We start from the raw sequence: 26,818 nt of genomic DNA on the forward strand, positions 1-26,818 counted from the left end.
CAATACAAAATACCGTGGCTTTTTAAAATTACTCTTTATGATAAGGACATCCTGATGGTGCAGAAGATCCACTTACAGCAGAAGATTTAATTGCAGGGTTTGGAAACTGCTCTTCGATTAAACGTTTTTGATCAGGAGAAACATCTTCTAATTTGCGAAGCGTATTTACTTGTATGTGCGGCCAGCTTGTAGTACCGCCGTCATCTCCAAAATCAAATTCAAAAAATATAATCTGTTCGTATTGCAGCTGAAGGATTTCTTTTCCGTTTTCTACAACAGTTTCAATCCACATTCTCATGTTCATTTCAACTGTACTAACAAAACGATTTACAAACGGAACATTTAATATACCCCCTTGCGCCCCTGTTTTATTTTTGGATGATAACTCAATAAGTACATGATTTTTTATAGTTTCTCCTTTAATGGAATCACGAAGACGTAAATCAGGTCTTACTGAATAAGGATATAAAGGATGGGCCAATATTCTCTGTGTATAGATTTTATTCTCTCCCTTATCATTTTTATCATTAAGTTTTTCAAATACCCAGGCAGGAGGCGGCTGATCTAAATTTATAGGTTTGGCTTCGCTTGCACCCGCTCCGCCCATAGTTCTTGAAATGGAAAGATGATCGTATTTCCAGGCTGCATTTCCATGTGGAAATTGAGGAGCGCCTTCAATTAAATAACCTGAATTGTCCGGACTTATATCTCCTAATAAAGTTATGGTACTTCCATGCGGAATTACGCCGCTTCGTGAAATAGAATAATCAGGTATAAAATATGGCCCTGTTTGACCGGCTCCGGGCTTAAGTTCTTTAGATGCAATAATTTCAGAATATGGTCTTCCGTTTAAATTTTCCAGCGTTACATATTCTTTCTTGCCCAGATCATTTACAATCAAAAAAAGAGTTTCGTCCTGATAGCCGCTTTTATATAAATTTTTATTCGGATTTTTTGGTGATACAGCGTGTACACCACGGTCTTCTTTAATCGTTTTTTCGGTGGCTGCATAATTAAATATATCACTTAACCATAAGTACATACCGTTTTCTTCGTGAATTGGAGTGTATTTTAAGGATTCTTTACCCGGTACAGTATTGACGCTTTTTATACTTTGCTCATATTTAACAGCCCCGCAAAATTGTTCGTTTGCACCCCCGCGATTACGAACTCCTCCCGGCACTAAATCAAATGTTAGTTTTTCTATATACTCTTCACATTCAAAACTATATTTTCCGGGAATCGTTCCTGCATTTGTACCCGGCGACGGCATAATGGTGGTATGTATACCGCTTCCTGTTAATTTTCTATCATTTTGTCCGTTATGATTGTAGCTCACCCAGGTTCCTTGTAATACTTTCAGCACACCGTAATCTACATTGTTTACAATTTGCTGCAGATTATTTTCATGAAAAGCCCTGATTGGATCCTCAATTTGAACTTTTGTATATCCATCCATCAAATCCCCTAATATTCCTTTACTGCCCTTTGCCTTTGCAGTTCCAGATAATAGTTCTTTTTTATTTACATTTAAATTTTCAGCTATATGAGGTAAATTTATCCCATCAGCAAGGTTCTTTCGTTTTAGCATAGTTTTATTTTTTTTTAATTAGCAAATCCGGGTATTCAAAAAAACAGATGTACTTTTAGAACAATATAAAAAAGCACTGCCATAAGTCTAAATTACTGGAGACAGAAAATCAATTATAAAAAAATGACACAAAACGGAAATTATTCGTCACAAAACAAATTATATAAAGGATGGGATGATATGTGGAGGTATAAAATTAGTTAGTCAAAAAAGAGAATCCTACATTTTTATATCTTGAACCTGACAGCAATTTCATTAAAAATTATCTCTGGATTTTTAACTTTAAAAAAGGGTATTTTTACCCTTTTTTCATTTCCTATATTGTGATAAATTTGAATCGTATTTATCTAAAACATTTACAATCAGTAAATTATTTATCCTCATACTCACTTACAAAGAGAATATTCTACATGCCTTTCTTTTAATGTTTAGCTTAATTTATCAAGCTGAACGATTTATCTAGTAATAAAAGAATTATAGCTGAAAAATTCAATACTGGTACAGGGCAGTAAAATAACATACTACTCTGGAACCAATAAAACCAAAGAATTGCAAACACTGCTTAATAGCGCCGAAATTGTACTAAGAGTCGATGGGAAAGCAGGCAAAAAACCTCTGACGAGCATTTTAAATTTAACAATAAGTATTTAAGAAGAGTGTAATATTTTAACCTATTCAAGTAAATAAAATGGGACTGTCTTCTAACATAAGCGATTTATTCAATAAACATATTTACACGATAATAACGGCAGTGATTATTGCTTTGTTAACGTTTGGATATCTTTCTTATATTCTTCCTAATAATCAGCAAAAAGAAGATGCCAAAAATATAGTTATTTTACAAGGTATCGAAAAACAATTAAACGCATACATCGATGATCAGGTTAAATTCGTAAGCGAAAAACAGATTGATACCTCAAGTCGCCTCTCACCCTATAGAGGCTCAACTGATACTTATATCGCTGATGTTACAATTGATAAAAACAAATATCAACAATTAGAAAACGGGACAATTAAATTATTTAGAACAATCAAATTATTAAAAAGATCAAAAAGTTCCGGTAATAATGCAGATCAAAAGGATGTGCTTAAGGATACAATTACTAATAAAATCACTATTGATCTGGTCAAATTTCTAAATAAAATTGATTCTACTACCTATTTTACTTCATTTTATATTTGTCCTGTTGAAGCAGGATTATGTCAATCTCATAAATCATTTCTATCAAAAAATGTCAGTCTTGTCGATCAGGATAGTTTGATTTGTTATAATAGAAACAATGGTCCTTTTAGTTTCAAAAATTCCTCAAAACGCTATTACACCAATCAAATCAATATTCCTCAAACCAATCATACCCTATTTTTAGCTGTTGGAATTGAAAAATATGCCTTTGACAGCAATGCTCAGCAGATCAATCCTAATCTTTTAATTTTCAGCTTAATTTCTGTCGTTCTTTTAATATTAGGTATCAATTTTATAAAACCCGTTATAAGCAGTTACAAAGAAAGACTCAACCAGTTTGATCTGGTTGGTGTCGTATTTTCTATCGGATTGCTGATCGCTATCTTAGTCATATTTGGTACATTGTCTTATTGGAGCAATACCATAAAAACCAGAACTGCAAACGATCTGGACCAGTTGGTAAACAAAATTGACAACTCATTTACCAATCAAATTACGACATATGAGCGTTGGAAAAATAATAATTCAATATTGGGAGCAGCATGGAAAAATTCAGAGAAAAAAATTGCCCGAATATATCTAGAAACTAATTCAAAAAAAACTTATTTAAATGGAGATCTTCTTCCTGAAAATGATTCTTTGGGTGACAAAAAAAATTATTTAACTCTTGAAAGTAATAAATTTAAAAAAGATACAAATAATTTAAAACTGATTAAATATTTGGACAGCTATTTTCAGATGGACAATGAAGGGATACTTACAAAAGATTTAAGCAATACAAAACCTGATATACCCAGAAAATATGCAGATAGAATGTACTTTAAAATACTGCAGCAGAAAAATGCAGGCAATATAAAAACAGGGCCTGTACTAACTGCCGTTTTTTCAAGGGATAGTGATAAATATCAATTGATATATGCCGAAAAAGATTCTCTTGATAAACCGGAAAGCGGTATTAAAGGAATTGCTTTCAGAGAATATTTTTCGGACGAGTTAGAATTGCCCCCCGGAACCGGCTATATGCTTGTAGACCGATATGGAGACGTTATTATGCAAAACGATCCCGAAAAAAATTTGTATCAAAATTTATACTATGAATCTCAAAACAATCCAGAATTTGCAAGTCTGCTATCCGGTATAATCCCGAAATCATTTGAAATGGAATATCAAGGGAAACCTTATCAAATCTGTGCAAAAAAACTAACATTAAAAAGTGCCTCACCCATCTATATTCTCGGAATTCGTGATTTGTCCCATCTTAATCGTTTATCAATATTTACATTTACTAACGGATTCTTAATTTCAGTTTTATACGGTTTCTTTATATTATTAATCAATTATATCTACTCAATAATCTTTTACAGCGGCCGTATTAGTGTATTATCAAAACATCATTTTTATTATCTTTTTCCGGATAACAGCCGAACTCATGAATATAAAAATCTATTAATTGTCAATTGCATTTCAATTTTATTGGCCGTAATAGTGGCTTTTATCTCCTCTTCTTCAATAGCCTTAATTTTCTGTATTGTGCTTGGCATTAACATAGCTTTTATCAACTTAATCACTTTAAATATTCGCACTCAAAACACTAAAGAAGAAATAGTTACATTAATATTAATTTTATTTTTTCCGGCCATTTCTTTCCCTTTGTTTCTGTTCTTTCATTGCAGTTCATTTTTTGCTGTCCTTGTCCTTTTTACTACACATATCTGCCTGATAATCTTTTATTACAGAAAATGGAGAGAAAGACAACAGGAAGATCTCAAAACATTTGCAGAGCAAAATAAAGGCGTTAACAGAAAAGCTTATACCAGATTCCTTACAGCAAGGTTATTGTATCAGTTTCTTGTATTTCCGTTTGTTTTAATTAGTACATTTTATGTTAACGAAATAAATGATTTTGCCAGCTATTACTGCGCCTCAATTAAGGCCAAAGAACAAAATATAAAAGATAAAAATGATTTTATAATAAAAGACAGGGATAGAATAACAGCTGCTTACAATTGTACTTGTCCCAAAAATAGTAAAGAAGAGCATGAAAAGGAGCCGCTTATAATATCTAAAAGCAAAGATAAAATTCTGCAAAAAGCTAATCTCGGTTTTTTTGATCGTCCTGCTGCTTACGAAATTAAAAATTTTACATTTAATGCACTCAGCAGCAAGTACTTTTTGAAAACGCAGGCAATTTTACAAGGTGAAAGTAATGTTTTTACATTTATAATCATTTCCTCTTCCTTATTGGTATTTATTTTCTTTCTCACCATTTTGGCCTATCAATTACTAAACTACTATAGTAACCGTTTCTTTTTTTATGATTTGATGCAGGCTGCCCATGAAAAATATTACCCTTTCACAAAAAATAAATTAGCAAATGACCACATTTTTATAGCCATGGTAAATAATTATGACGTAAAAAAACTAATTCAGGTTAATCATAGCAAAACAAACTTATACGATAAACGTAAAGATGTTAAAGACCACCATAACCGCAAAATCAATATCGACAAAATTTTCGATCCGGATGATCATAATGAAATATTACCTTTTTTAAGAATGGATTTTATACTTCACTTTAACCACAAGCAATTTTACAATGAGTATGAAAAAATCTGGAGATCATTGCCAAACAATGAAACCCGTTATGTTCTTTATGATTTTGCCCAGGATCACTTTGTAAATTACAAGAATAAAGATACTCTTATAAATCTTATGGAAAACGGAATAATTGACTGTCATAAATTAACAGGAAGACTTAAAATGATGAGCCTGAGCTTTAGGATTTTTATTTTATACAAAAGTAAACGCGATGAATTGTTTATCCAAAAATTTAAAGATGAAAGCAAAAATGGAACATTTAGCAAATTGAAAATTCCGATAATAATTATTGCCGTTAGTGCCTTGGTTTTACTAATGTATCTTAATAAAGACAGCTATGACCAGGTAACCTTAATGGGAGGCAGCGTCGTAACTGTACTGGCTTTAATTAATAAATTCCTCGAAGCAAACAAAAGTCTTTGATTTGATTAAAAAAAACAATTGTTTTATAAAATTAGAATATCTTTCTAAATTTGCCCACTTCACAAAAGACAGGGTTATACGAAATGACAATACAAGATTTAATTGGTGATTATTCTATTTCCGGAAGTAATCAGGAAGAGGGTAATCACATTACTTACAAAGGCACTTTAAACCTATCCTTAGACGATAATAATAGAATTGCAGCAAAATGGTTTATCAATAATGCACAAGTACAAAAAGGTCATGGTTTCTTTAAAGATAATATCCTGGTAATTAATTTTAGTTACAAAGGCGACGACAGCAAAACTTATAAAGGGGTTGCAGTTTACCGATGCATTACTAAAGATGTACTGGATGGTTTTTGGTCAGAAAAACATGGAAATCCTCTCTTTTTAGGTACAGAGCATTGTTTAAGAATCGAAACTACAGAACGTCTGAACTAAAATTTAAAATCAACAGTATATAGTTTCATTGGCTTTGCTTTTCCCCGCAAAAGTATTTCGCCCTGATGAATATAGGTTATCAAATTATTTTCTGAAAGTGTATTTTTCATAGTTTCTGAAATGACAAAATCATGGTTAAAATTACTGCATTCGCACTGAATTCTTGAAGTAGTATTTATGCCACAGCCTGAAGCTGTTACAAAAGTGGTTATAGCAGCTTCTTAAAAATAAATTCCAATATTGGAAATTTCAAATTCCAAATTGATTATTGTAACAAAAGTCTGACTATAAAGTCAGGCTTTTTTATTTAAATCAATTTTATAATGTCCTGTGTATTAATTTTTTATTAACTTTAGCATCCTATCAAAATTAGTCAACTGAATAATATAACTTTCTAAATTTAAAATTATGAAATGGTTCGTGACTTTAAAAACAAAATTTAAGGACCGGTTTTTTAAATCAAACCTTAAAGAAAGTTTAGTGAATTTAGAAAAAGGAAAAGAACTTTATTCGACCAGCCGTTTTCAGGAAGCCATAGTTCATTTAGATAATGTGGTGAATTATGAATTTGACTCGACAGCGTATGAATTAAGGGCGAGCTGTTTTCAAAAACTGGATCATCATTATAAAGCAATTGAGGATTTTGATAAAGTAATTGAATTTAATCCATTAGAGTTTTCTTACTACTACCACCGGGCGGTTTCTAAAAAAGCCATTTTTGATTTTACGGGACAAATTGAAGATCTGCATAATTGTATTCATTATTATAAAAAGAATAAAAATATAGAAATTGGTTTATTAAAAACATTTGAAACGGATTTAATAACAGCAGGAAACCATATAGAAAAACTAAAACATAATATCAGTTCTTTTCATAATAATTCTTATTTAGAAATAAAGACATTACTAAGTGACTGTCTATATCAAATAAAAAAAATAAAACTTAGGGCTAATAAAATCAGAACGCCCTTTCGCCAGATAAAAAAAGAGGAACTATCTTCTATAATAAATCCTGAAACATAATTTTCCTGTTATGATTTCTTCTCCGTTTCAGTTTTTATTTTTCTTAAATTTTTATGAATGATACTGCGGGTTGATTTTTTCTTTAGTTCATAATCTCTGGTACATTTTTGTAATTCTGCCAGTAAGATTTTAAAACAATTGTACAAAACATCGAGTTCTTCCATGTTTTGGTAAATCTTAAGGTCATCTTCTGATGTTGTTTGTACTGCAATAGTTTCATCTTTATACTTCTCAAATATTTGCAGCAATTTTCGATGCTCGATGTTATCAATTCCCTGCATAACAAAAGATCAATTTATTTATAATTTTCATGGTGTAATTTGCAAAAGCGGGTCTATATCTGTACTTATTGCACTGAGCGGCAATGACTGTACAGTTTCTGTTTTTATTTTATTTGTATTTCCTGATATGTTATTTAAAGCTCCTTGCAATAAAGTTTCAGATCGATTGCCTAAAAGATATACTTCCGGCTGCTGCAATTCATTTAAATAGATTTCGGGATTTATTCCTTTTGAATAATTACCTTCATGTCTGGCATTAAATAATTTATATATGGAAGGATATAATACCCAGCCTCTTTTGGCCGGATTGCGATCGTCTGCAATTGGAAATCCTGCTACATCTTTACCAAATGTTTTTTCGCCAATTGTAATAACTTCCATATAGGGTTTTAGATTATTAATAATAAGTTCTGATGCCGATGCTGTGCATTTTCCGCATAAAATATAAACTTTATTAATCGAAGGATGCGAATTGCGCAAAGCATCAAAACTTACTGAGAATTCATTGCTTTTTAAAGCCTCAGCAAAAGACTGGTCAACATTTCCTCCGTTTTGATTTCCTTCAAATTTTATAAAAAGATCTTCTGCTTTTATGTTTGGGGCCAAAATTATACTTAATGCTGCTGCAGATGAGATATCTCCTCCTCCATTATATCTTAAATCTAAAACAAGCTCCGTTATCGATACGCTTTTTAATTCCTGAAAAAGCTGCAAATACAATTGGGCTTGTCCAACATCAAAATGCGGAATGTTTACATAGCCAATTTTAGTATTTTTATCTTCTATTACCTGATATGTAATGGGCTGCGAAAATGTAAAACCCCGCAATAATGAAACTGATACCGGATTAGAAAATCCCAATTGAGCTGAATAGGAAATTAATTTTAAATCCAGCTGCGTTTCTGCAGTCATGGCAGTATATAGTTTGTCATAGTTTTCAAGTTTCAATTCTGTTCCATCTACATGGGTTATAAACTGACCTCTTTGAAGACCATTATTTTTTGCCGGAGAATCTTCTAAAACATATAATATTACACCATAATATTTTCCTTCAAATGCTATAAAACTTACGTCAAACCCAAATTTATTCCTCAGGCTTTGCGGTGCAGTTTCGGGCTTTTCTGGATGTAATGCGTAGGAATAAATATCTTCAGACTGCAGTAATGTTTTAAAATATTCCTTTGGATTCAATGCTAAATTACCTTGGTTTTTTATTGCATTATTCCATAAATAATATCTTTTCATTTGATTGTACATCCAGTCGTTTACATATTCATTTGAGTTTTCTTTGTACGTTATTGGCCCATCTGTGCTTTCGCAGGAAATAAGAGACAGGGCAAAAAATAAAAAAGACAGCTTACTATGCAAACAGTTTTTCATTATACTATTTTTGGAATTAATTAAATCATTTAAGTAATTAAAAATCAAAGTAATCCACTAGATTCAAGCTGGCATCTACATTCAAAAATTTTCCGCTTTCATCTTTTCTTTCATCCAATACTATTAATCTTGACTTGTTTGGTAACATCAGCATAACTGTAATTACTTGTCTGCCGTTTATATAAGATTCGGTTGTATTGTGTTTAACAAGTTCCATTCTGATAATTGGAGGCAGACTTGACGGAAATTCTATAAAATCGCTGTAAGTATCTTTACCAATATTTTTTACTACCCCTACTACTTCTCCATTTACTTTGCGCATAATTCCGTCTAGTTTTCCGGTATAACCGCTTGCAGAATATTTATTTAGTGTTGGAAAAATAAATTTAAAACCGGCATAACCAGCCTGCGTTATTTTACCGGGTTTTGCCGCCAGAACATTTTCAATCCATAAATCTTCTTTTGTATAAAAAGAGATTGTATCAATAGGTTTTGCGGTTGTTAGTTTATATGAATAAAGAAGCTGCTTGCTTACTTTATTGGTAATTTCAACCACTTTAGCTTTATCTGAATAAAATACAAATTCGTGATCTTTGGCAATTTTTTTTATATAGGCATCAATCTTAGCTTCCTTTAGGATTTTTCCGTCTACCGCTATCTGTATAGAATCTTTTTGGGCATTATAACCGCGTATTACAACTTTTCCGGGCTGCTGTTTTTCATAGTAAGGAACCATATCCTCGTTTATGCAGGCCTGGCAAAGGATAAGTACAATTGAAAATAAAAGTATTGGAACAATTTTAGTTTTCATATTTTATATTTTGTCTTTATAATTATTTCGGAAAATAATTATCTATTTATTTTTTGATAAATTTTATTTTTTTTGAAATTGTATCATTTGAAATTACCAGAAAATAGATTCCCTGCGGAAGATTCGCTACCGAAATATTTTCTTTTAAATCTGCATTACTTTTCACTAACAATCCTGCTGAGCTGTAAATTTTTGCTGAAAAATTTTCGTTTAGAAACTGCTCGCTTATTTCTAATTCTAAATTTTCGGCAGCAGGATTTTGTTTAAGGCGTATAGTATTATTTTTATCAAAATCGTCAACACCCAATAGTGCTTCGGCAGTAATCCATACTTTATCGACTTCGTATCCAACAAAATTGGTGTTTTCATTTAATAAGGAAATGTAAACGTTTTGGTTTCCTGTAAACTGCGAAATATCTACAACATAATCTTTAAATTCTGCATCTAATTGTGACACTCTTTCCAGATATATAGTTCCTAAAAGTGTCGCTGAAGCTGGGTCCGGAGATGTTCCTCCATAAATTAAAATGTTTTTGCTTCCGCTGAAAATAGCCATCTGCGCAGTAAAATTCAATTCAATTTTTCCGCTGTAATACGATAAATCTACTGCCGGCAGCATGGCCCAGTTTTGTTCTATAATTTCAAGCGGTGCGCCTGTGTTTAAGTCAATATTATAAGTACCTAATATATTTACATTACCGTCTTTAATACCGCCTGTACTTTCATCAAACTGGATGTTTTTTCGGGCACTCCAGTTACTGCCGTTACCATCTTTATCTAATAAAGTCCAGTCTGAAACATCACCATCCTCAAAATCATCTTCCCAAATTGTAAACTGGGCAGATGATACAGTTGTAATCATTAGTAATAAAAATAATAGTATAATTTTTTTCATATTTTATTTGTAAAAAGCATGGGCAGGAATGCTGCCCATGCTGAATTAAATATTGCTTAACCTTATAATTAGAAACCTGTAAACTTAGTCCAAGTATTTGTCCAAAGCGCCTCAGTTTTAAATGCACCTGTAGCACCAGTGAAGTTTAAAGCTCCATCATTAAAGAATGGCTGCGTTAATGACCATTTAGTTCCCGGGTTAACAGTTGATGTAGTATTTCCAAAACCTAAAACTGTTGTTGTTGGCAATACTGGGTTAACATATCCATGGATTGATATTGCTGACCAAGAAGAATTAGATGATAAAGAAGGGGCCTCCCAGTTAATTCCTCTGTTGTATCCAGTTACAGTAGCATCAGTAAGGCTTATTTGCCCTAATCTACGTACGTGAATACCATTTTCGTACGAATTAGCAGCAGCAGGAGTACTAACACCGATAATAGATAATTGAGAAATAACAGGACGGGTAATAAGCGCTGTAGAAGTACCTCCGGCATTGTTGTCTAATTCGATACCATTAGAATCCGGGCTTAAGTTTGGTGCAGTACCACTTGTACTATGAGTAGAATTAATATCAGCAAGTGCAATAGCTTTTGTGATTGTTCCTGTATAACCTAAATCAAAATCAAAGTTATCATCATCTGGTGCAAAAGAAACTAAGTGTGTAGCATTTACAGTTCCACCAAAAAACTCAAATGAGTCATCTCTACCGTAAGATACCTGAACATGGTTAACAACAGTAGCAGAACCAACACCGCCAAAAGTTAAACCATTGATTTCAACACCAGTTGCAGCATCCAGGATACGTCCTGCAAATTCGATACGAACATAAGAAATAGTTCCTCCGTTATGTGTACTGTTAGCCCCCCCATAGTAAAAATCAGAAACATTAGGCTGATCACCTAATCCTTCAATAATATTAGTAACAGATCCGTTATTTACCGGAGCATCACCTAAAATTACAACACCAGCAAAGTCTCCAGGGGTTGCTGTAGTTCCAGCGTTGCCATCTAATAAATTGTAACTTGTAAAAATAATTGGAGCATTTGCAGTTCCTTGTGCATTAATTTTACCAGTTTTAGTAATTACAAGAACTCCGGTAGCAACACCTGCAGCAAGAGGTTTTGCTTTAATGTAAGTACCAGCCTGGATTGTTAATGTAGCTCCGGATTTTACACGAACTACTCCGTTAATTTCCCAAACTTTGTCACTTGTCCAAGTTGTGTTTGTTGTAATATCACCGCTTACAGTTTGTACTGTTGCAGGATATCCGCTGTAGTCAGCCCCAGCAGCTTTAATAGAAAAAGAAGAATCAGCAGAAGAATCATCATTTTGGCAAGAACTCACAAGTAGAGCTACAATTGCGAACATAAAAAATTTTTTCATAATAATTTAATTATTGCTATATTTGCCGCTATTAAACTAGGCCTTTGGAGAGAGCAGCAAAATTTCTTTCCTCAGGTCTTTCTCGTTTTTGGTAAATTTGTTTTTTCAAACACATCCGTTTTACCGTCCGGGGGAGCTTACCTAACTTCCATCTTTCACTATTAGGATTTTTTTCATTTCAATGAAAGGATCAACTTCAGTTCTCTTTAAAATTTAAATACACAAAAAGATAAATGTCTTTGGATATGATAAACCTAATGCCTTCTTTACTTTTATATTTTTGGCTTAAATTGAAGATTCCGTATATCTGCAGTTTTCATTCTTTTATATGTTTAAACTTTTCGAAGAACATTTTAAATACTCTCAGCAAAAAGAGCATTTATTTTTTACCCAACCAGCTTATTTATTAGTATTAGCTTTTGAAAAAGCAGAATATCATGGGTGTTTTTTATTGTTAACTTTTTCTTAATATTCAGCAGGAAAATACTTATGATTATGAATTTAGTATTAACAATAGCTAATCTTAAAAATCATAATTCAGCGAAATACTAATCGTTCTTCCTGCAAATGATTTAAAAACTACCTGATCAATATCCGGGTCATATTTATTGGTTGCATTGGCTCCGAGGCTGTATCTTGACCTTGGATTTGATCCTACAGGAACCTCTTCTATTTTACTATAGCTGTTTGTATTGTTGTAAGTCTGAACGCCCGCATCAAACATATTTTTTATACTAAATTTTAGCTGCAGGTCTTTCTTTTTGAAAAATTTATAACTCAACTGCGCATCTGTTTGCGCATAAGGCATACGAATCTCTTCTGCCGAATAGTCAAAACCAACTAAAATGTATTGATCTCCAATGGCATTATGTCTAAGGCTGAATCCAAAACGTTCGCCTATATAATCCATTCCTAAGTTATAAGTATAAGGCGACTGCCCGTAAAGCGGTCTGTTTGCTTCATAAAGTCCGCCTGTACCATCAAGATTTACGTATGAAGTAACTTTGGTATCATTTACAGAAGCATTTCCGTAAACAAACAAATGTTTTAAAATATCACCTTCTCCTAAAAATGAAAGACTTTTATAAAATTCTAATTCAACTCCCCAAAGTTTAGCCTTGTTTGAATTAATATTATAGATATCCCTAACGCCCGATGGATTTAAAAATCCAACAGATTCTATTGGATTATCTATATCTTTATGATAAACCCCAAAAGATAAAATTTCACCGCCGGAAGGAAACCATTCTAATTTTAAATCATAGTTGTTGGCAACACTTGAAACCAATCCATCTGTATAATTGTATATTTTAGCAGCACGAAGCGGATCATAATATGGAATACTTAAACGTTCTGCAAACTGCGGACGTAAAACTGATTTATTGTAACCCAATCTTACGTTCATTTTATTAGTCGGGCTGATAATTAAACTAGCCGATGGCAAAAATTGCCATACTTTATCATCTCCCTGCACATCTGAAAAACCATCTGGAGTTTCAGACTGGCTTTCTATTTGAGTATATAAATAACTTTCTGCCCTTACTCCCCAAACAAATCTTATGTATTGACCAATTTTATCATCGAGCATTAAATAAGGAGAATGCACTTTTACGTCTCCAACATATCTATTACCATAGATGCCATATTTCTGCCAGCCAAAACCGCCATAATAATAATTTGATCCATCAAGAAATTCCGGCAATGGCTCATAAATTGTTGCAAAAGCTGTCGGTTGGCCAACCGTAATTAATTTTGCAGATTCCTGTTGATTGGTTGCTTTTTTATAAGTCCCAAAATAACCTGCTTTGATATCGTTTGTAAAAGAATCGCTAAAATTAAAAGCATACTTAAAATTTACGGCCCAGTTGTAATCTACTTCATCATTTGTAAAATAACTTCGACTAAACGGAAATCTGTTTCCGTTATTATTGACACTATAGTTTGTCACAATATCATCGCCTACTCTTTCCCTGCCTATATCTACAAATGTCGCATCTTTAGTATCTTTTGTAACATTTCCGTATGCTCCGTACCAATTCACTTCAAGTTTATCGAATTTGTGATTTCCCTCGATTTTATTTTGAATAAAAGTTGTATAAACCGGATAATTAGACTCTGATGTAGTAGGTAAAATACTGCCGCTTACTATTTCCTGAATAGAATAGGCTCCATCGGCCCAGCCGCTGATTTGTGTCAATTGATTATTGTAGATGTGCATAACGGTGTTGCGCGTTGTAATTTTATGGCTGCCAAGCTGGATTGCAGCGTTAAACATACCGCCTAATGTTGAATTATAATTATAGTTGTTTCCTGAATTTCTAAACCCATATTTTGTAAAAGTTGAATAGCTTGAGTTGTCCTTCTCTGGAGTAAACTCAGAATTCATTTGGTAACTTCCTCTTTGTGTGTGCTCAATTTCTAAGGTTTCCTGCGTGTTTTTAAAAATAAAAGAACCTACAAACCCCCATTTGTTATTGTCTTTTAATTTATAAACACGCCCTAAACCTAACTGAAGCGTAGTTCCCGGCGCTCCATACGTTTTATAAGTACTAAAATTATCTTTGGTAAATAGCTTCGAATAATCAATAAAAGGCCCAGATGCTGCCTCTGTTGTTGGCGGGTCTATTGTTGTGTGATTAGTAGGGTAATCACGTCTTCCGTCATCAAATCCCCAATAATCATAATCGCCTTCCTGTCTTGTCAGCCTTTCTTTAAAGGTACTTTTGCTATTATAAGAATTGCTGATCGAGAAATTGGTGAAATTTTCTTTTGGGATATCTTTTGTTTTTACTTCTACATACCCTCCGGCAAAATTTGCATACATATCCGGAGTTGCAGATTTGCTTACCACGATACTCTCTACCATTGCTGTTGGAATAATATCAAAAGAAAAATTTTGCTGATAAGCGTCTGTACTTGGTAAAGCGATTCCGTCCATAACAGCCTGGTTCCATCTCTCACCCATTGAGCGTACTACAACATATTTATCATTTACTGTTGTAACCCCTGTAATACGTTTTAATGAAGCCGCTACATCTCTGTCCGGCGTTCTTGCAATTTGTTCTGCCGAAATACCATCAGAAAACTGCGCCGCTTTTTTTTGCTGCAACAGCATTCCTTCAACCGAAGCCGCAGCCTGTTTATAGTTTTGTACAATGATTACTTCATTTAGCGATTGTGCATCTTCCTGCAAAGAAACAACCAGCGGTGTATCTTCTCCTTCTTGTACTTTTACATTCGTAATTTTCTGGGTTTGAAAAGAAATCACACTTATCTCTATTGTGTATTCTCCGGCTTCTAACTCTAAAATATAATTACCATCAATATCTGACTGTGTACCGAAACCTGTTTCAACAACTTTAATATTCGCTCCCGGTAACGAAAGCCCGTTGTTGTCAACTACCTTTCCAGTAATTTTCCCTCTCCTTTTTTTTTTAACTGCGTCGTTTCTTTTAACCGCAATATTATTATCCGTTCTTCTAAAATCTAAATTGGTTAAACTTTGTAAATCATTTAGAACTTCATCAATCGTTACATTATCTTTTTTTAGGGTAACAAGCGGAAAACTCAGGTCAAGATCTTTTTGATAAACAAATTGATATGGCGTTTGTGATTTTAAATTATCAATGATTTTTTGAGGCGAAGAGTTTTTAAAATCAACCGATACGGTTCCTGTTTGCGAATAAATAGTGTTTGTTCCGAGAAGAAATCCCAAAAACAAAATCCAGATGGCAGTAAAATAATGCCTGGAAAAATCATTGTTCATAGTTGAAATTGTTAGTTTATGTAATTAATTTTAATGAGATATTTTGTGTTAATTATTTTATTATTTTAAAATAATGGCTGTAAGACAGAAATTGCATTTTAAATGCTATTTACTGATTATGTAAGTACTATTTCCTGCGGGGCTTATATGAATTTCTAAAGCAAAAGCGATTGTTTGCAGTGTTTCATAAAAGCCTTGTCGAGTGTCCAGAGTCCCCTGTATTTTTAGATTTTTTAAATTGTCATCAACGTAATTCACCGTAAACTTATGATCGCGCTTAAGCGTTGTAATTACCTCATCCAGGGTTAAACCGTCAACATATAGTAAAACTTTTTTCCACTCTGGTTCGAAACTGGATGTTTTCTCTTTATTTACTACAGAAGTTTTATCAGCATATACCGCTTTATAGCCTCTTTCAAGAAAAACAGTATTTTGTGTACTTTCTACTTTTACTTTTCCTGTCCTCACACTTACCTGTGCATCATTGTCATTGTAGGCTTTGATATTAAATGAAGTACCCAAAACAGTTGTTTTTACAGCTCCCGAAGTAATTATAAACGGACGGGAAACATCTCGCTTTACTTCAAAAAAGGCTTCACCTTTTAAAGTTACGTTTCGTTCCTTTTTTGAAAATTTTGCTGGATAGTCAATTTCTGTATTTTGATTTAGCCAGACTCTTGTACCGTCAGGCAGCGATATAAGACGTATATCATCTTTAAAAGTTATTGTTGAAGTAATTTTTGGTTTAGAAAAATCCAATTGGTTTAAAGAATGATAACTTCCAATAGAAAGAACAATTACGGCACACGCCACGGCTGCCCAATTGTAAAGGTTTCTATATTTATGAATGGTTGCCTTTCGAATATTATCCCACATTCGGGCTTCTGTATCATTTGGAAGAATACCTCTGTTGGGTATAGCATTCCATTCTTCTTTTAATTTTTTATTTTTCATTTAGATTTATTTAGAATCGAAAATCATGCGCGAATCTCCCCGATTCAACTACATTAGATTTTCATTCTTCTAAATGTCACGGGGTATTGCTACTATTAACGTTTTCTTAATCTGCGAGAAGATTTGGCAGCATAAAACGTGTTTTTGTCATTTCTGACAAACTAATATGCAATAAATTCAGATTGACTGATAAAGAAAAGTGCAAACCAATAAAGCTCATGGTTCTTTATCGAGTTTTTCTTTAAAAATTGTAATGTCTTTGATATTTGGTTGGCTACGGCACTTGGAGACATATTCATTTCAACCGCAATTTCTTTATAACTGCGGTCTTCGAATTTATGAAGACTAAATATTTTTCTTCTTTTTTCAGGGATTTTATTAAGCAGGTATTCAATTTTTTCCAGCTGCGAACTAATATCTTCATCTGGTTCAGCGGCACTGTCGAGTTCCTTAATCAGCTGATCGTCTTCTACAGAAAAAATTCGGTTTTGCTTTTTATACCATTTTGAGATTTCCTGTTTAGAACTTTTAAACAGAATGGCTTCAAGCGTAACATTTGGGTCTAATTTTGCACGGTATTTCCAAAGGTGAATAAAAACATTTTGCGTTACATCTTCTGAATCTGCAAGCTGCGCAGTGTATTTTTTGACAAAACAAAAAACTTTAAAATGATACAATTCATATATTTCCTTAAAACAAGAATCATCTCCCGCACGCAACCTTAATATCAAATTAGAACTCATAATGCAATTTTAAATGTTAAAGAAGAGCCTTACAAAAGTATAATAAACATTTATTCTTATTTTTTACAATTTGGTCATTTAATAATTTATTAATATTGAAACCTCTTTCCTGAATTTAAGAGGTTTTTACAAAAGGTTTTCGCATTTCTAAAAATTGCTGTATTAGCAAATCATTAAAAGATTTGTAATTTTGATGCACAAATCAGTAAGTAATTCTTAGTAATGAAAATTCATATTTTTGGTGCATCCGGAAGCGGCGTAACGACAACTGGCGAAGCATTGTCCAAAAAATTAGACATACCTTACTTTGACAGCGATGCCTATTTTTGGGAGAAAACAGAAACTCCTTTTACAATAAGAAGAGATCCTGAAGAGAGAAATTCTACAATACAATTAGAGTTAAAAAATCAGAAAAACTGGATTCTTGGAGGTTCTATATTTGAATGGGGAGAAAATATTTTTCCTGATTTTGACTTAGTGATCTTTTTACACATTCCACCCGAAATTAGAATGGAACGTCTGAAGAAAAGAGAATTTGAAAGATATGGAAACGTAATTTATACCGAACCGGAAAGAATAAAACAATTTGAGGATTTTATAAGCTGGGCTTCAGATTATGATGATAGCAAAGGAATTGCCAGCAGAAACCTAAAAGCTCATGAAAAGTGGTTAAAAACTCTCAATTTTCCTATTTTAAAAATATCAGGAGATTTAACCGTAAGCCAAAGAATAGGACTTATATTGGAGAAAATAAATTTATAAATAAAAAGAGACTGCCTAAAGTCGAGACAGCCTCTTTATCGTTTTATGTATTTCCTTGTTCCGTAGGAACATTTCGTCGGCAGCAAAATTATATTGTTATCATGGATTACGTTCCGTAGGAACGTTTGGTTTAGACATTGTTTTTTAATAATCTGACCTATCAAACGTTCCTACGGAACGTAAATGCGGAGATCTTTATTTTTTTTCTACCTACGAAAGATTCCTATGGAATGATAAATCGGATATCAAAAAGTGACTAATTGAGTTACTAAAACAAAAAAATAATTATAGCAAAAGAGATTGTCTCGACTTTTGAGACAGCCTCTTTGCTTTTTTTAGAACATTACTTTTTAGTAATTGCTTCTATTATTTTAGCATAAATTTCTGTGTTTTGATAAACACCTGCAAAATTCTGAGCACCCGCACCGTATGCAAAAACCGGGACCGAAACTGCCGTATGATCGTTTGTACTAAAACTTCCGTGAACGTAACCTTTTTCAATACTTCCGTCGATTAACGAAAGTCCGCCAGTTTCGTGATCTGCCGTAACAACTAAAAGGGTTTCAGGATTGTTATCTACAAATTCCATTGCCTGCCCTACTAATTTGTCGAAATCAAGCATTTCGCGAACCACATATTCCACATTATTCTGATGTCCGCCGTAATCGATCTGCGCACCTTCGGCCATGATAAAAAACGGATTTTTTGATTTTGCAAAAGTACTTACTGTTTTAGCAAAAGATTTAGTTAAGAAATCTCCTCTTCCATTTTTCATTGAAACTACCGCTGCATCATCTGCAATAACAAATTTATTGTTTTTAATAGTATCTAAAGCACTGAATTTGTATGAAAAAGAATATCCTTTCTCAACCAATACTTTAGATAAATCTTTCCCGTCTTTTCTGGCTTTAAATTCTTTTGTTCCGCCGCCAATTAAAATATCTGACGGATTACTCAGGAAATCATTTGCTATAGGTTCGTTGTAACTTCTATCCGGCTGGTGTGCATAAAAAGCGGCCGGAGTTGCATCTGTAATATTTCCTGCCGAAATAATCGCTGTTTTATAATTCTTTTTGGCCAATTGCTGTGTAATTAATTCCAAAGGTTTTCCGCTTTCATCAACACTTATAAATCTGTTATTGGTTTTATGTCCTGTTGCCATTGCTGTTGCTCCGGCGGCAGAATCTGTAATATAACTATCAGAAGATTTTGTGATAGAAAGTCCCTGTGTTGGAATATTAAAAAGACTTAACTGCCCTTTATTGGCCGTGTAACCAGCATAAATCTGCGTTAATCCCATTCCGTCACCAATTAAAAGGATAACATTTTTAGGTTTCTTTTTGGCGAAAGCCGAAACATTTTTAGGAACATACGCCTGATGAAATTCTGTATTTTGATAAAACGTTGATTTAATATTATTGATAAAATGTGTCAACTCTGAAACATTATCTGTACCAATAAAATCAAGCTTTAAATTCATCAAAGTCATCCACGTATTTACGTTGTCTGCCGTGCCCCAAAATCTGATTTTTTTATTTTGATTGTGGACTTTTTTAACCACTGCCTGAATTTTTTCTAAATCGGCTTGTGTTAAAACTCCTTTACCGTTCCAAGGCGTGAACACTTTTATATCTTCACTGATCATTTCAACACGAGCTAATTGTTCCGGAGAATATTCTTCGTTAAGCCTTCCGTCAAAATAAATAAATTCAGGATAATTTTTCCATTGTGCAGGGTTTGGTCTGTTTCCTGAAATAACAACCTTAATGTTTTTATTTACAATAATATCAGGAAATGCTTTTAACTGCTGCGCAATAACATTCAGCGCAGCATCGGCATCTGATTTAATATCAATCATAAAAATCAAAGGTTTATTGCTTGGATATGCTTTACTTCCTAAACTTTTTAATTTTAAAGAAAGTGGTTCCAGATACATGCTTTTAAGTGTATTCTGAGGTGTAATATCTTTAAAGTTGTGCGCAACAAATAATTCATTATTTATTACAAAAACATCGGCTTCGATAACGCCGGTTTCGTTTGAATATGCTCCATAAAACGGAAGCGGACTTGCATAATCGTTATGCGAATGAATGTTGGAGGAAGTATATTCCTGTGCTTGTACAAACAGGAAGAATTGAAGGCAGAAAAGGGTGAATATTTTTTTCATTGAAAATGTTTTTTTATCATAATGTTTGTTTGTCATAATGTTTGTTTGTCATAATGTTTGTTTGTCATAATGTTTGTTTGTCATAATGTTTGTTTGTCATAATGTTTGTTTGTCATTCCGAGGAACGAGGAATCGCACACGCAACTCTACAAAGATTGGGGACGCTCTATACGGATTTTCTAGTGCGATTCCTCGTTCCTCGGAATAACAAACTTTATAAACACAAACCAGTCTTTCAAAAAAAGACTGGTTTTATAATATTTAATGCTGTCCATTATTTTTTTACCGCCTGCAGACTCCACAACGAGCCTGCAGCGTAAAAAAAAAATAAACAAACAAACTAATTATCAATTATTAATTAACAATTGATAATTGATAACTACCATCCTTGGTTTTGAGTCAAAGCGCCTTTACTCACTGCAATTTCATCTGGCGGTATAGGCCACACATGGTGAATAGCAGGATTGAAATTACGTGCCGGGTAAATTACGGTTCCGTTATAATGGTGAAGCGGTTTTGCGTAAGCTTCTTTAGCATCGCCCCAGCGAACTAAATCAAAATGACGGTCTGTCCACTCACCTGCTAACTCGCATCTTCTTTCTCTTTTTAAATCTGTTAATGTTGCTCCGGCAAGATCGCTAAGACCTGCACGGTGACGAATCAAATTGATTTCGGTATCTGCGTTTTGACCTTTCATTAACTTTGCTTCTGCCAACATTAAAAGCACATCTGCATAACGTAAAAGCGGAACATTTAAAGCTGTTGAAGGTTTGTCTCCATTTGCATTTACGTAACGAATATCTACAGCTCCGGAATTTGTTTTTGGATAACTAAACGGCTCCATATATTTTTTAAACTGATAACCCGTTCTGTTACTTGAACTTACAATATAACTTCCTTCATTAAACGTTACTTCTTGTCCAAAATAAACGAATTTATCTCCTTTTTGAAGTATGGTAGCGCTTCGTCTTTTATCAGCTGGGTCATAGGTATCAAACAATTCTTTTGTTGGATAAAAATTTCCCCAGCCATTATAAGCTCCCCAGCCTTTATCTTCTAAACAAACTCCAGGGAAAATTGAGCCAAGACCTGTGTTTTCTGCGCTGGAAGTTACTGACCAGATATATTCTGTAGACCAGTTGTTTTTAATTTTAAAAACATCTTCAAAATTGTCAAGCAGTTTATGTTTTCCGCTTGCTACAATCATGTTCGCATATTTTATAGCATTATCCCAATCTTTAGCATACAAATACGTACGAACTAAATAAGCCCATGCGGCAGTTTTGTGCGCACGTCCGTAATTGTCAGGCGTAAGCTCATCAAAATACGGTAATAAATCAGCAGCTTTTTTTAAATCGGCGGCGATATAAGCGTAGTTTTCTCCAACGTTTTTAGCGCGAGGAACATAAACATTAGTAAAGTTTTCTCTATCCTGAATAGGAATTCCGGCACGATCATCTCCATAATGATACGCTAATTCTAAATGCATTACAGCATGATTAAAATAAGCTTCGCCCAGCATTCCGTTTCTTGTTTTTTCATCAAGAGGAATATTTGGTATATTACGAATTACGTCGTTGCAGCGTTTCATAATTTCATAATGAAGCCTCCAGATATCTTTTGTATCAGATTCTGATCCGTCAACAATAAAGTTTTTAATACGTTCTGCATTTTGTCTTGGTTTTGTTCCAATGTCGTCGCTGGCATTGTTTAACCAAAAGAAACCACGACCGTACATATTATCATCAGAATACAACGCATAAATAGCATTTACTCCTGCTTGTGCGTCTGCCGGAGTTTTCCAGAAATTTCCGCTTGACGGCGCTCCCTGCGGAATAACATCAAGTTCACTCTCGCAAGCTGAGGTGCTTACCAATAGCACAAAACTTAATAATAAAAGACTTAATTTTTTCATTTTGTTTATTTTATATTTTTAAAAAGTAGCGTTTACACCTGTCATATAAATACGTGAAAGCGGGTATTTACCTACATCCATTCCAAAGTTTCTAAGACCAACTTCAGGATCCATTCCTGAATAATTTGTGATTGTAAACAAGTTTTGTCCAGAAATAAAGAATCTTAGTTTTGCTTTTCCGTTTAACCAATTTTCTTTAACTGTATATCCTATTGACACGTTTTTTAATCTTAAGAAAGAAGCATCTTCAATATAAAAATCTGAGATTCGGCCAAAGTTATTGTTGTTGTCTGTAGCAGAAAGAACCGGAATATTAGTATCTGTATTAGTTGGCGACCATGCATCTTTAGATTCAGCCAATAAATTGTAACCTGGGAAAGAAGCGTTTAAACCTGTATATTTAACGGCGTTGAAAACACTGTTTCCTACCGCTCCGTTAAAAAAGATATTCATATCGAATCCTTTGTATTTGAAATTGGCGTTTAAACTGTAAGTTGTTTTAGGAAACGGACTTCCAAGTACTACTCTGTCGCTGTTATTAATTACACCGTCTCCGTTTTCATCTTTAAATTTAATATCTCCGGCAACTGCATTTGGCTGATATGCCACTCCTTTCGAATTTACGTAGGCTTTTGCTTCCGCAGTGCTTTGAAATAATCCGTCTGTTGCATATCCGTAAAAAGCGCCAACCGGGCTTCCAACCTGATAAATGTTCGATAATGGTAAACTACGAACACGGCTTAAGTTTAAAGGCTCAAGTGAAGTTAAATCGTCTTTAATAGAAACAATTTTATTTGTTAAAAATGCTGCATTTGCTGTTACATCAAATTTAAATTCCCCGCGTGTTTTTTGGTATGTTAAACTTGCTTCAATACCTCTGTTTTCAACATCTCCGGAATTTACAATTCTACCCTGAGGAGTTCCTGAAACACCCGGAAGCTGGTCACGAACCAACATATCTTTGTTTGTTTTTATATAAGCATCGACAGAACCTAATAAAGAATTGTTCAACATCGTAAAATCTAAACCAATATTGGTCTGCTCTGAACTTTCCCATTTTAAATTTGGATTTGAAAGTTCTCTTTCAGAATAACCATAATTGATAACCGGAGCTGCTCCAATTAAAGCTGTTGTCTGAGTTAAAGGCACACTAAACTGGTATGGTCCAAGATTTCCTAAGTTCCCTATTTGTCCCCAGCTTGCACGAAGTTTTAAATTGCTTACAATTGGGTTGATGCTTTTCATGAAACTTTCTTCAGAAATTAACCATCCTGCCGAAACTGATGGATACACTTTCCAACGGTTATTTTGTAAAAGTTTTGAAGTTCCGTCGCGACGTACAATTCCTGATAATAAATATTTTTGATTGAAATCGTAGTTTAACCTTCCCACATAAGAAGAAATAATTTCATCAGATAAACCTGCATCGGTCTGCTGAATTAATTTAGCATTCAGTAAATAACGCTGAGACGAATCTTCGTTATCAAAACCAGTTCCTTCTACTGTATAATAATCTCTTTTGGTTTCCTGAAAGGTGTATCCTGCTAAAGCCTTGAAGTTGTGTTTTCCTAATGATTTTTCGTAAGATATAGTCTGCTCGCTTAATAAATCAGTAGTTGTCATTGACTTTTTGGTCAGTCTGTTAAAATCGAATATTTTTCCCGGTTCAGTAATTTTAACCGTAAAATCTGTTGCGTTATCTTGTATTCTGGTATAACCCCAGTTTGATTTCACTTTTAAACCTTCGATAATTTCCCATTCTGCATAAGGATTAATCAAAACCGTAGAAATTGGGTTTCTGTTATCTAATCGTTTTAAGTAAGCAACCGGATTAATAACGTCTCCATAAGAACCAATATATTTTTCAGGGACTCCTCCAAATTGTCCAGAACCATCTTCTCTGTAAACTGTTGCATTTGGCGGATAAAAAATTGCCCCTAAAATAGCTCCTGTATAGGCACTTGAGGTATTGGCAGACTGGCCATCTGTTAAGGAATAGGATAAATTTTCTCCAACTGTAAAGTTAGGAGCCAGTTTAAAAGATGAATTAGCTCTTACTGTATAACGGTTTCCAAAAGTATTTAGCAAAATACCTTCGTTTCTTCTATAGCTTCCAGAAAGAAAGAAATTTGACTTTTCTGTTTTTCCATTTATCGAAATAGATAAATCCTGAATTTCTCCTGTACGGAAAATTTCATCCATCCAGTTGGTTTTTGTTGTTCTTGCAGTTGGTTCAAAAGCTGTATCAAAAGCAGGAATTCTTGGTAAACCAGCATTATCTCTCGCTGTGTTCATGGCATCAGCATATTCTGCAGCGTTTAAAACTTCCAGTTTTTTAGCCACATTTTGAAAACCTCCCTGATAATTAACGTTTACATTAATTTTATCCGAAATTCCTTTTTTAGACGTAATTAAAATTACTCCTCCAGAAGCTCTCGCTCCGTAAATCGCAGCCGATGCCGCATCTTTTAAAACATTTATCGAAGCAATATCATTTGGGTTTATAGTATTTAATGAACCGCTGTAAATAATTCCGTCCAGAACAATTAACGGAGTTTCTGCGTTTAAAGATCCAATACCGCGAATATTGATTGTTGGCGAAGCTGTTGGGTCTCCTCCATCGTTGATAACGGTAACACCGGCCACAGTTCCCTGCAATAATTCACCCGCATTATTATATGTTCTGCTTGATGTTTCTTTCATAGAAACTGAACCAACAGATCCTAAAACTTCATTCTTTTTTACGCTTCCGTAACCCATCACCACAACTTCCTGAAGCTGTTTCATATCGGCTGCTAATTTTACAGTGATATTTTCTGATTTTGTTACTTTCACTTCTTGTGTTACATAACCAACGTATGAAAAAATAAGTACTGCCTCAGACGCGTTGATTTCCATTTTAAAAGTCCCGTCAAAATCTGTTGCTGCTGCTGCATTAGAACCTTTATCTTTAATGCCTACTCCCGGCAGCGGCATATTATCGTCTCCGCCAAAAACAGTTCCCGATACAGTAATTTTGTTTTGATCTGCTGCTGCAACTTTTACACTTTTCTTGATTACAATATTGTTGCTTACAATTTCATATCGAAGAGAAAAATTACTGCATATTTTATCTAATGCCTGCTCCAGTTTAACATTTGTAAGTTTTAAACTGATTTTCTGGTTCGTATTAACTTGATTTGATTCGTACATAAAATGCACATTAGCCTGATTTTCAATTTTTTGAAAAACATTTTTCAAGCTTTCATTTTCTACCTTTAAGGTTACTTTTTTATCAAAATCAATATTTCCGGCATTTATTAATCCGGTAAAAAACAAAGCAATAAACAGGATTACTTTTGCCCACATAGCTTTTTTAATGCTTTGAAACTTTACGACGTACCGCTTTTGTTTTTCATTCATAGTTTTTTGGATTTTAGATTTGGTTTTAATTTTAGATTTTAGAATTCAGATTTTAGATTCTTATTTTGGCTTTTAATTTTTAACTCATAATTCATAATTAACAATTCACAATTAATAATTGCTATTGTATTTTATAAACCCCGCCTTCAACTTTATACTCGGCGTTTACAATATTGCATACAAGAGCCACAACCTGATCTACAGGGAGTTCCTTGAAATAGGCGTTTATTTTAAGTGCGTTTAGATTTTTGTTTTTAATTTCGATGGCAACATTGTAGTTTCTGTTTATGGTTGCGATAACCTCCGGCATTGGCGTATCTTCAAAAACAATTATATTTTTACGCCATAACGAAATGGTATTTACAGGAACATCTTTAAAAGCCTGCAGTTTGTTGTTTTTTGATTTAAAAACCACTTTCTGACCCGGAGTTACGTATACATTTTCTTCTGTAACGGTCGATTTTACGTTTACTCTTCCGGTCATAACAGAAACTTCCTGTGTTCTTTGGTCTGGATATGCCTGAACATTAAAACTCGTTCCCAATACTTTGGTGTCCATTTTATCGGTATGGATTATAAACGGATGTTTTTTATCTTTAGCCACATCAAAAAAAGCTTCGCCGGTAAGGTAAACTTCACGCGTATCTCCTTTAAATTCTTTTGGATATTTTAAACGGCTTCCGGCATTCAGCCAAATTTGTGTTCCATCGCTTAATGTTAATTTAGCATGTTCGCCTAACTTTGCTGCATATTCTTTAGTTTCAACAGCGTTTATTGATTTTTGGTAAACAAAAAAAGAAAGCCCAAATAAAATCAGTAATGAAGCCGCAGCTGCCCAGTATTTAGTTTGAAGAAAAATAACCGTGTTTGATTTCTTTATTTGTCTTAATTCCTTTTTTAGTTTTGAACGATCTGATTTTATGGTCTCCATATTCTCAAAAACTTCATTGGTACTATCGTACCATTTATTCCACATTTCTTGTCCTTTTGGAGAATACTTCCCTCCTAAAAAATGTTTTATTTCTTGTTTTAATTTATCAGGCATTATAATTTCTTTATGTCTTTAATAGTATGTCTTGGGAATTGAAAATTCAGG

The 26,818-nt window shown here is 33.6% G+C and carries 17 protein-coding genes; 4 read left to right on the forward strand and 13 right to left on the reverse strand.

From position 1 onward, the window contains the following. Positions 1 to 28 precede the first annotated feature (28 nt). Positions 29 to 1,591 (reverse strand): peroxidase, FMP-type, encoded by a 1,563-nt coding sequence (locus AABD74_RS17210; RefSeq protein WP_406843696.1) that lies wholly within the window; start codon positions 1,589 to 1,591, stop codon positions 29 to 31. A gap of 688 nt (positions 1,592 to 2,279) precedes the next feature. On the opposite strand from AABD74_RS17210, the gene AABD74_RS17215 reads away from it, so the two are divergent. The 3 genes from AABD74_RS17215 (at position 2,280) to AABD74_RS17225 (ending at position 7,261) form a co-directional block, all read left to right on the forward strand. Next, positions 2,280 to 5,795: a hypothetical protein gene (locus AABD74_RS17215; protein ID WP_406843697.1), complete on the forward strand. Its 3,516-nt coding sequence runs from the start codon at positions 2,280 to 2,282 to the stop codon at positions 5,793 to 5,795. 83 nt (positions 5,796 to 5,878) lie between these two features. Further along, a complete protein-coding gene (locus AABD74_RS17220) occupies positions 5,879 to 6,238 on the forward strand; it encodes a hypothetical protein (protein ID WP_406843698.1) in 360 nt (119 codons plus the stop codon). 408 nt (positions 6,239 to 6,646) lie between these two features. Further along, positions 6,647 to 7,261, forward strand: coding sequence for a hypothetical protein (locus AABD74_RS17225; RefSeq protein WP_232681985.1), 615 nt, complete (start codon positions 6,647 to 6,649; stop codon positions 7,259 to 7,261). Positions 7,262 to 7,269: 8 nt separating this feature from the next. Here AABD74_RS17225 and AABD74_RS17230 read toward each other — a convergent pair whose 3' ends face one another. From AABD74_RS17230 to AABD74_RS17265, 8 genes are all read right to left on the reverse strand, one after another. Next, on the reverse strand, positions 7,270 to 7,542 hold the full coding sequence (locus tag AABD74_RS17230) for a hypothetical protein (RefSeq protein ID WP_232681986.1): 273 nt from the start codon (positions 7,540 to 7,542) through the stop codon (positions 7,270 to 7,272). Positions 7,543 to 7,569: 27 nt separating this feature from the next. Then, complete coding sequence (locus AABD74_RS17235; protein WP_406843699.1) at positions 7,570 to 8,922, reverse strand: S41 family peptidase; 1,353 nt, start codon at positions 8,920 to 8,922, stop codon at positions 7,570 to 7,572. A gap of 37 nt (positions 8,923 to 8,959) precedes the next feature. After that, on the reverse strand, positions 8,960 to 9,733 hold the full coding sequence (locus tag AABD74_RS17240; RefSeq protein WP_406843700.1) for a hypothetical protein: 774 nt from the start codon (positions 9,731 to 9,733) through the stop codon (positions 8,960 to 8,962). Between the two features lie 46 nt (positions 9,734 to 9,779). Next, positions 9,780 to 10,628: a T9SS type A sorting domain-containing protein gene (locus tag AABD74_RS17245; RefSeq protein WP_232681989.1), complete on the reverse strand. Its 849-nt coding sequence runs from the start codon at positions 10,626 to 10,628 to the stop codon at positions 9,780 to 9,782. 68 nt (positions 10,629 to 10,696) lie between these two features. Further along, positions 10,697 to 12,013 (reverse strand): hypothetical protein, encoded by a 1,317-nt coding sequence (locus AABD74_RS17250; protein ID WP_232681991.1) that lies wholly within the window; start codon positions 12,011 to 12,013, stop codon positions 10,697 to 10,699. A gap of 523 nt (positions 12,014 to 12,536) precedes the next feature. Then, positions 12,537 to 15,779 (reverse strand): TonB-dependent receptor domain-containing protein, encoded by a 3,243-nt coding sequence (locus AABD74_RS17255; RefSeq protein WP_406843701.1) that lies wholly within the window; start codon positions 15,777 to 15,779, stop codon positions 12,537 to 12,539. 105 nt (positions 15,780 to 15,884) lie between these two features. After that, complete coding sequence (locus tag AABD74_RS17260) at positions 15,885 to 16,733, reverse strand: FecR family protein (protein ID WP_406843702.1); 849 nt, start codon at positions 16,731 to 16,733, stop codon at positions 15,885 to 15,887. A gap of 161 nt (positions 16,734 to 16,894) precedes the next feature. After that, on the reverse strand, positions 16,895 to 17,476 hold the full coding sequence (locus AABD74_RS17265; protein ID WP_232681994.1) for an RNA polymerase sigma factor: 582 nt from the start codon (positions 17,474 to 17,476) through the stop codon (positions 16,895 to 16,897). A gap of 222 nt (positions 17,477 to 17,698) precedes the next feature. Here AABD74_RS17265 and AABD74_RS17270 point away from each other — a divergent pair, with 222 nt between their 5' ends. Next, positions 17,699 to 18,238: an AAA family ATPase gene (locus AABD74_RS17270; protein ID WP_406843703.1), complete on the forward strand. Its 540-nt coding sequence runs from the start codon at positions 17,699 to 17,701 to the stop codon at positions 18,236 to 18,238. A gap of 343 nt (positions 18,239 to 18,581) precedes the next feature. Here AABD74_RS17270 and AABD74_RS17275 read toward each other — a convergent pair whose 3' ends face one another. The 4 genes from AABD74_RS17275 to AABD74_RS17290 all read right to left on the reverse strand — a co-directional run bounded on the left by AABD74_RS17275 (position 18,582) and on the right by AABD74_RS17290 (position 26,767). Continuing rightward, positions 18,582 to 20,405 (reverse strand): alkaline phosphatase, encoded by a 1,824-nt coding sequence (locus AABD74_RS17275; protein WP_406843704.1) that lies wholly within the window; start codon positions 20,403 to 20,405, stop codon positions 18,582 to 18,584. Between the two features lie 379 nt (positions 20,406 to 20,784). Next, the gene (locus AABD74_RS17280) at positions 20,785 to 22,320 is read right to left on the reverse strand and encodes a RagB/SusD family nutrient uptake outer membrane protein (protein WP_406843705.1); all 1,536 of its coding nucleotides are present in this window, start codon (positions 22,318 to 22,320) and stop codon (positions 20,785 to 20,787) included. 18 nt (positions 22,321 to 22,338) lie between these two features. Then, positions 22,339 to 25,722, reverse strand: coding sequence for a SusC/RagA family TonB-linked outer membrane protein (locus AABD74_RS17285; protein WP_406843706.1), 3,384 nt, complete (start codon positions 25,720 to 25,722; stop codon positions 22,339 to 22,341). Positions 25,723 to 25,843: 121 nt separating this feature from the next. Next, positions 25,844 to 26,767 (reverse strand): FecR family protein, encoded by a 924-nt coding sequence (locus tag AABD74_RS17290; RefSeq protein ID WP_406843707.1) that lies wholly within the window; start codon positions 26,765 to 26,767, stop codon positions 25,844 to 25,846. Positions 26,768 to 26,818 lie beyond the last annotated feature (51 nt).

Source organism: Flavobacterium soyae, assembly GCF_045348165.1.
GTDB classification, from domain to species: domain Bacteria; phylum Bacteroidota; class Bacteroidia; order Flavobacteriales; family Flavobacteriaceae; genus Flavobacterium; species Flavobacterium soyae.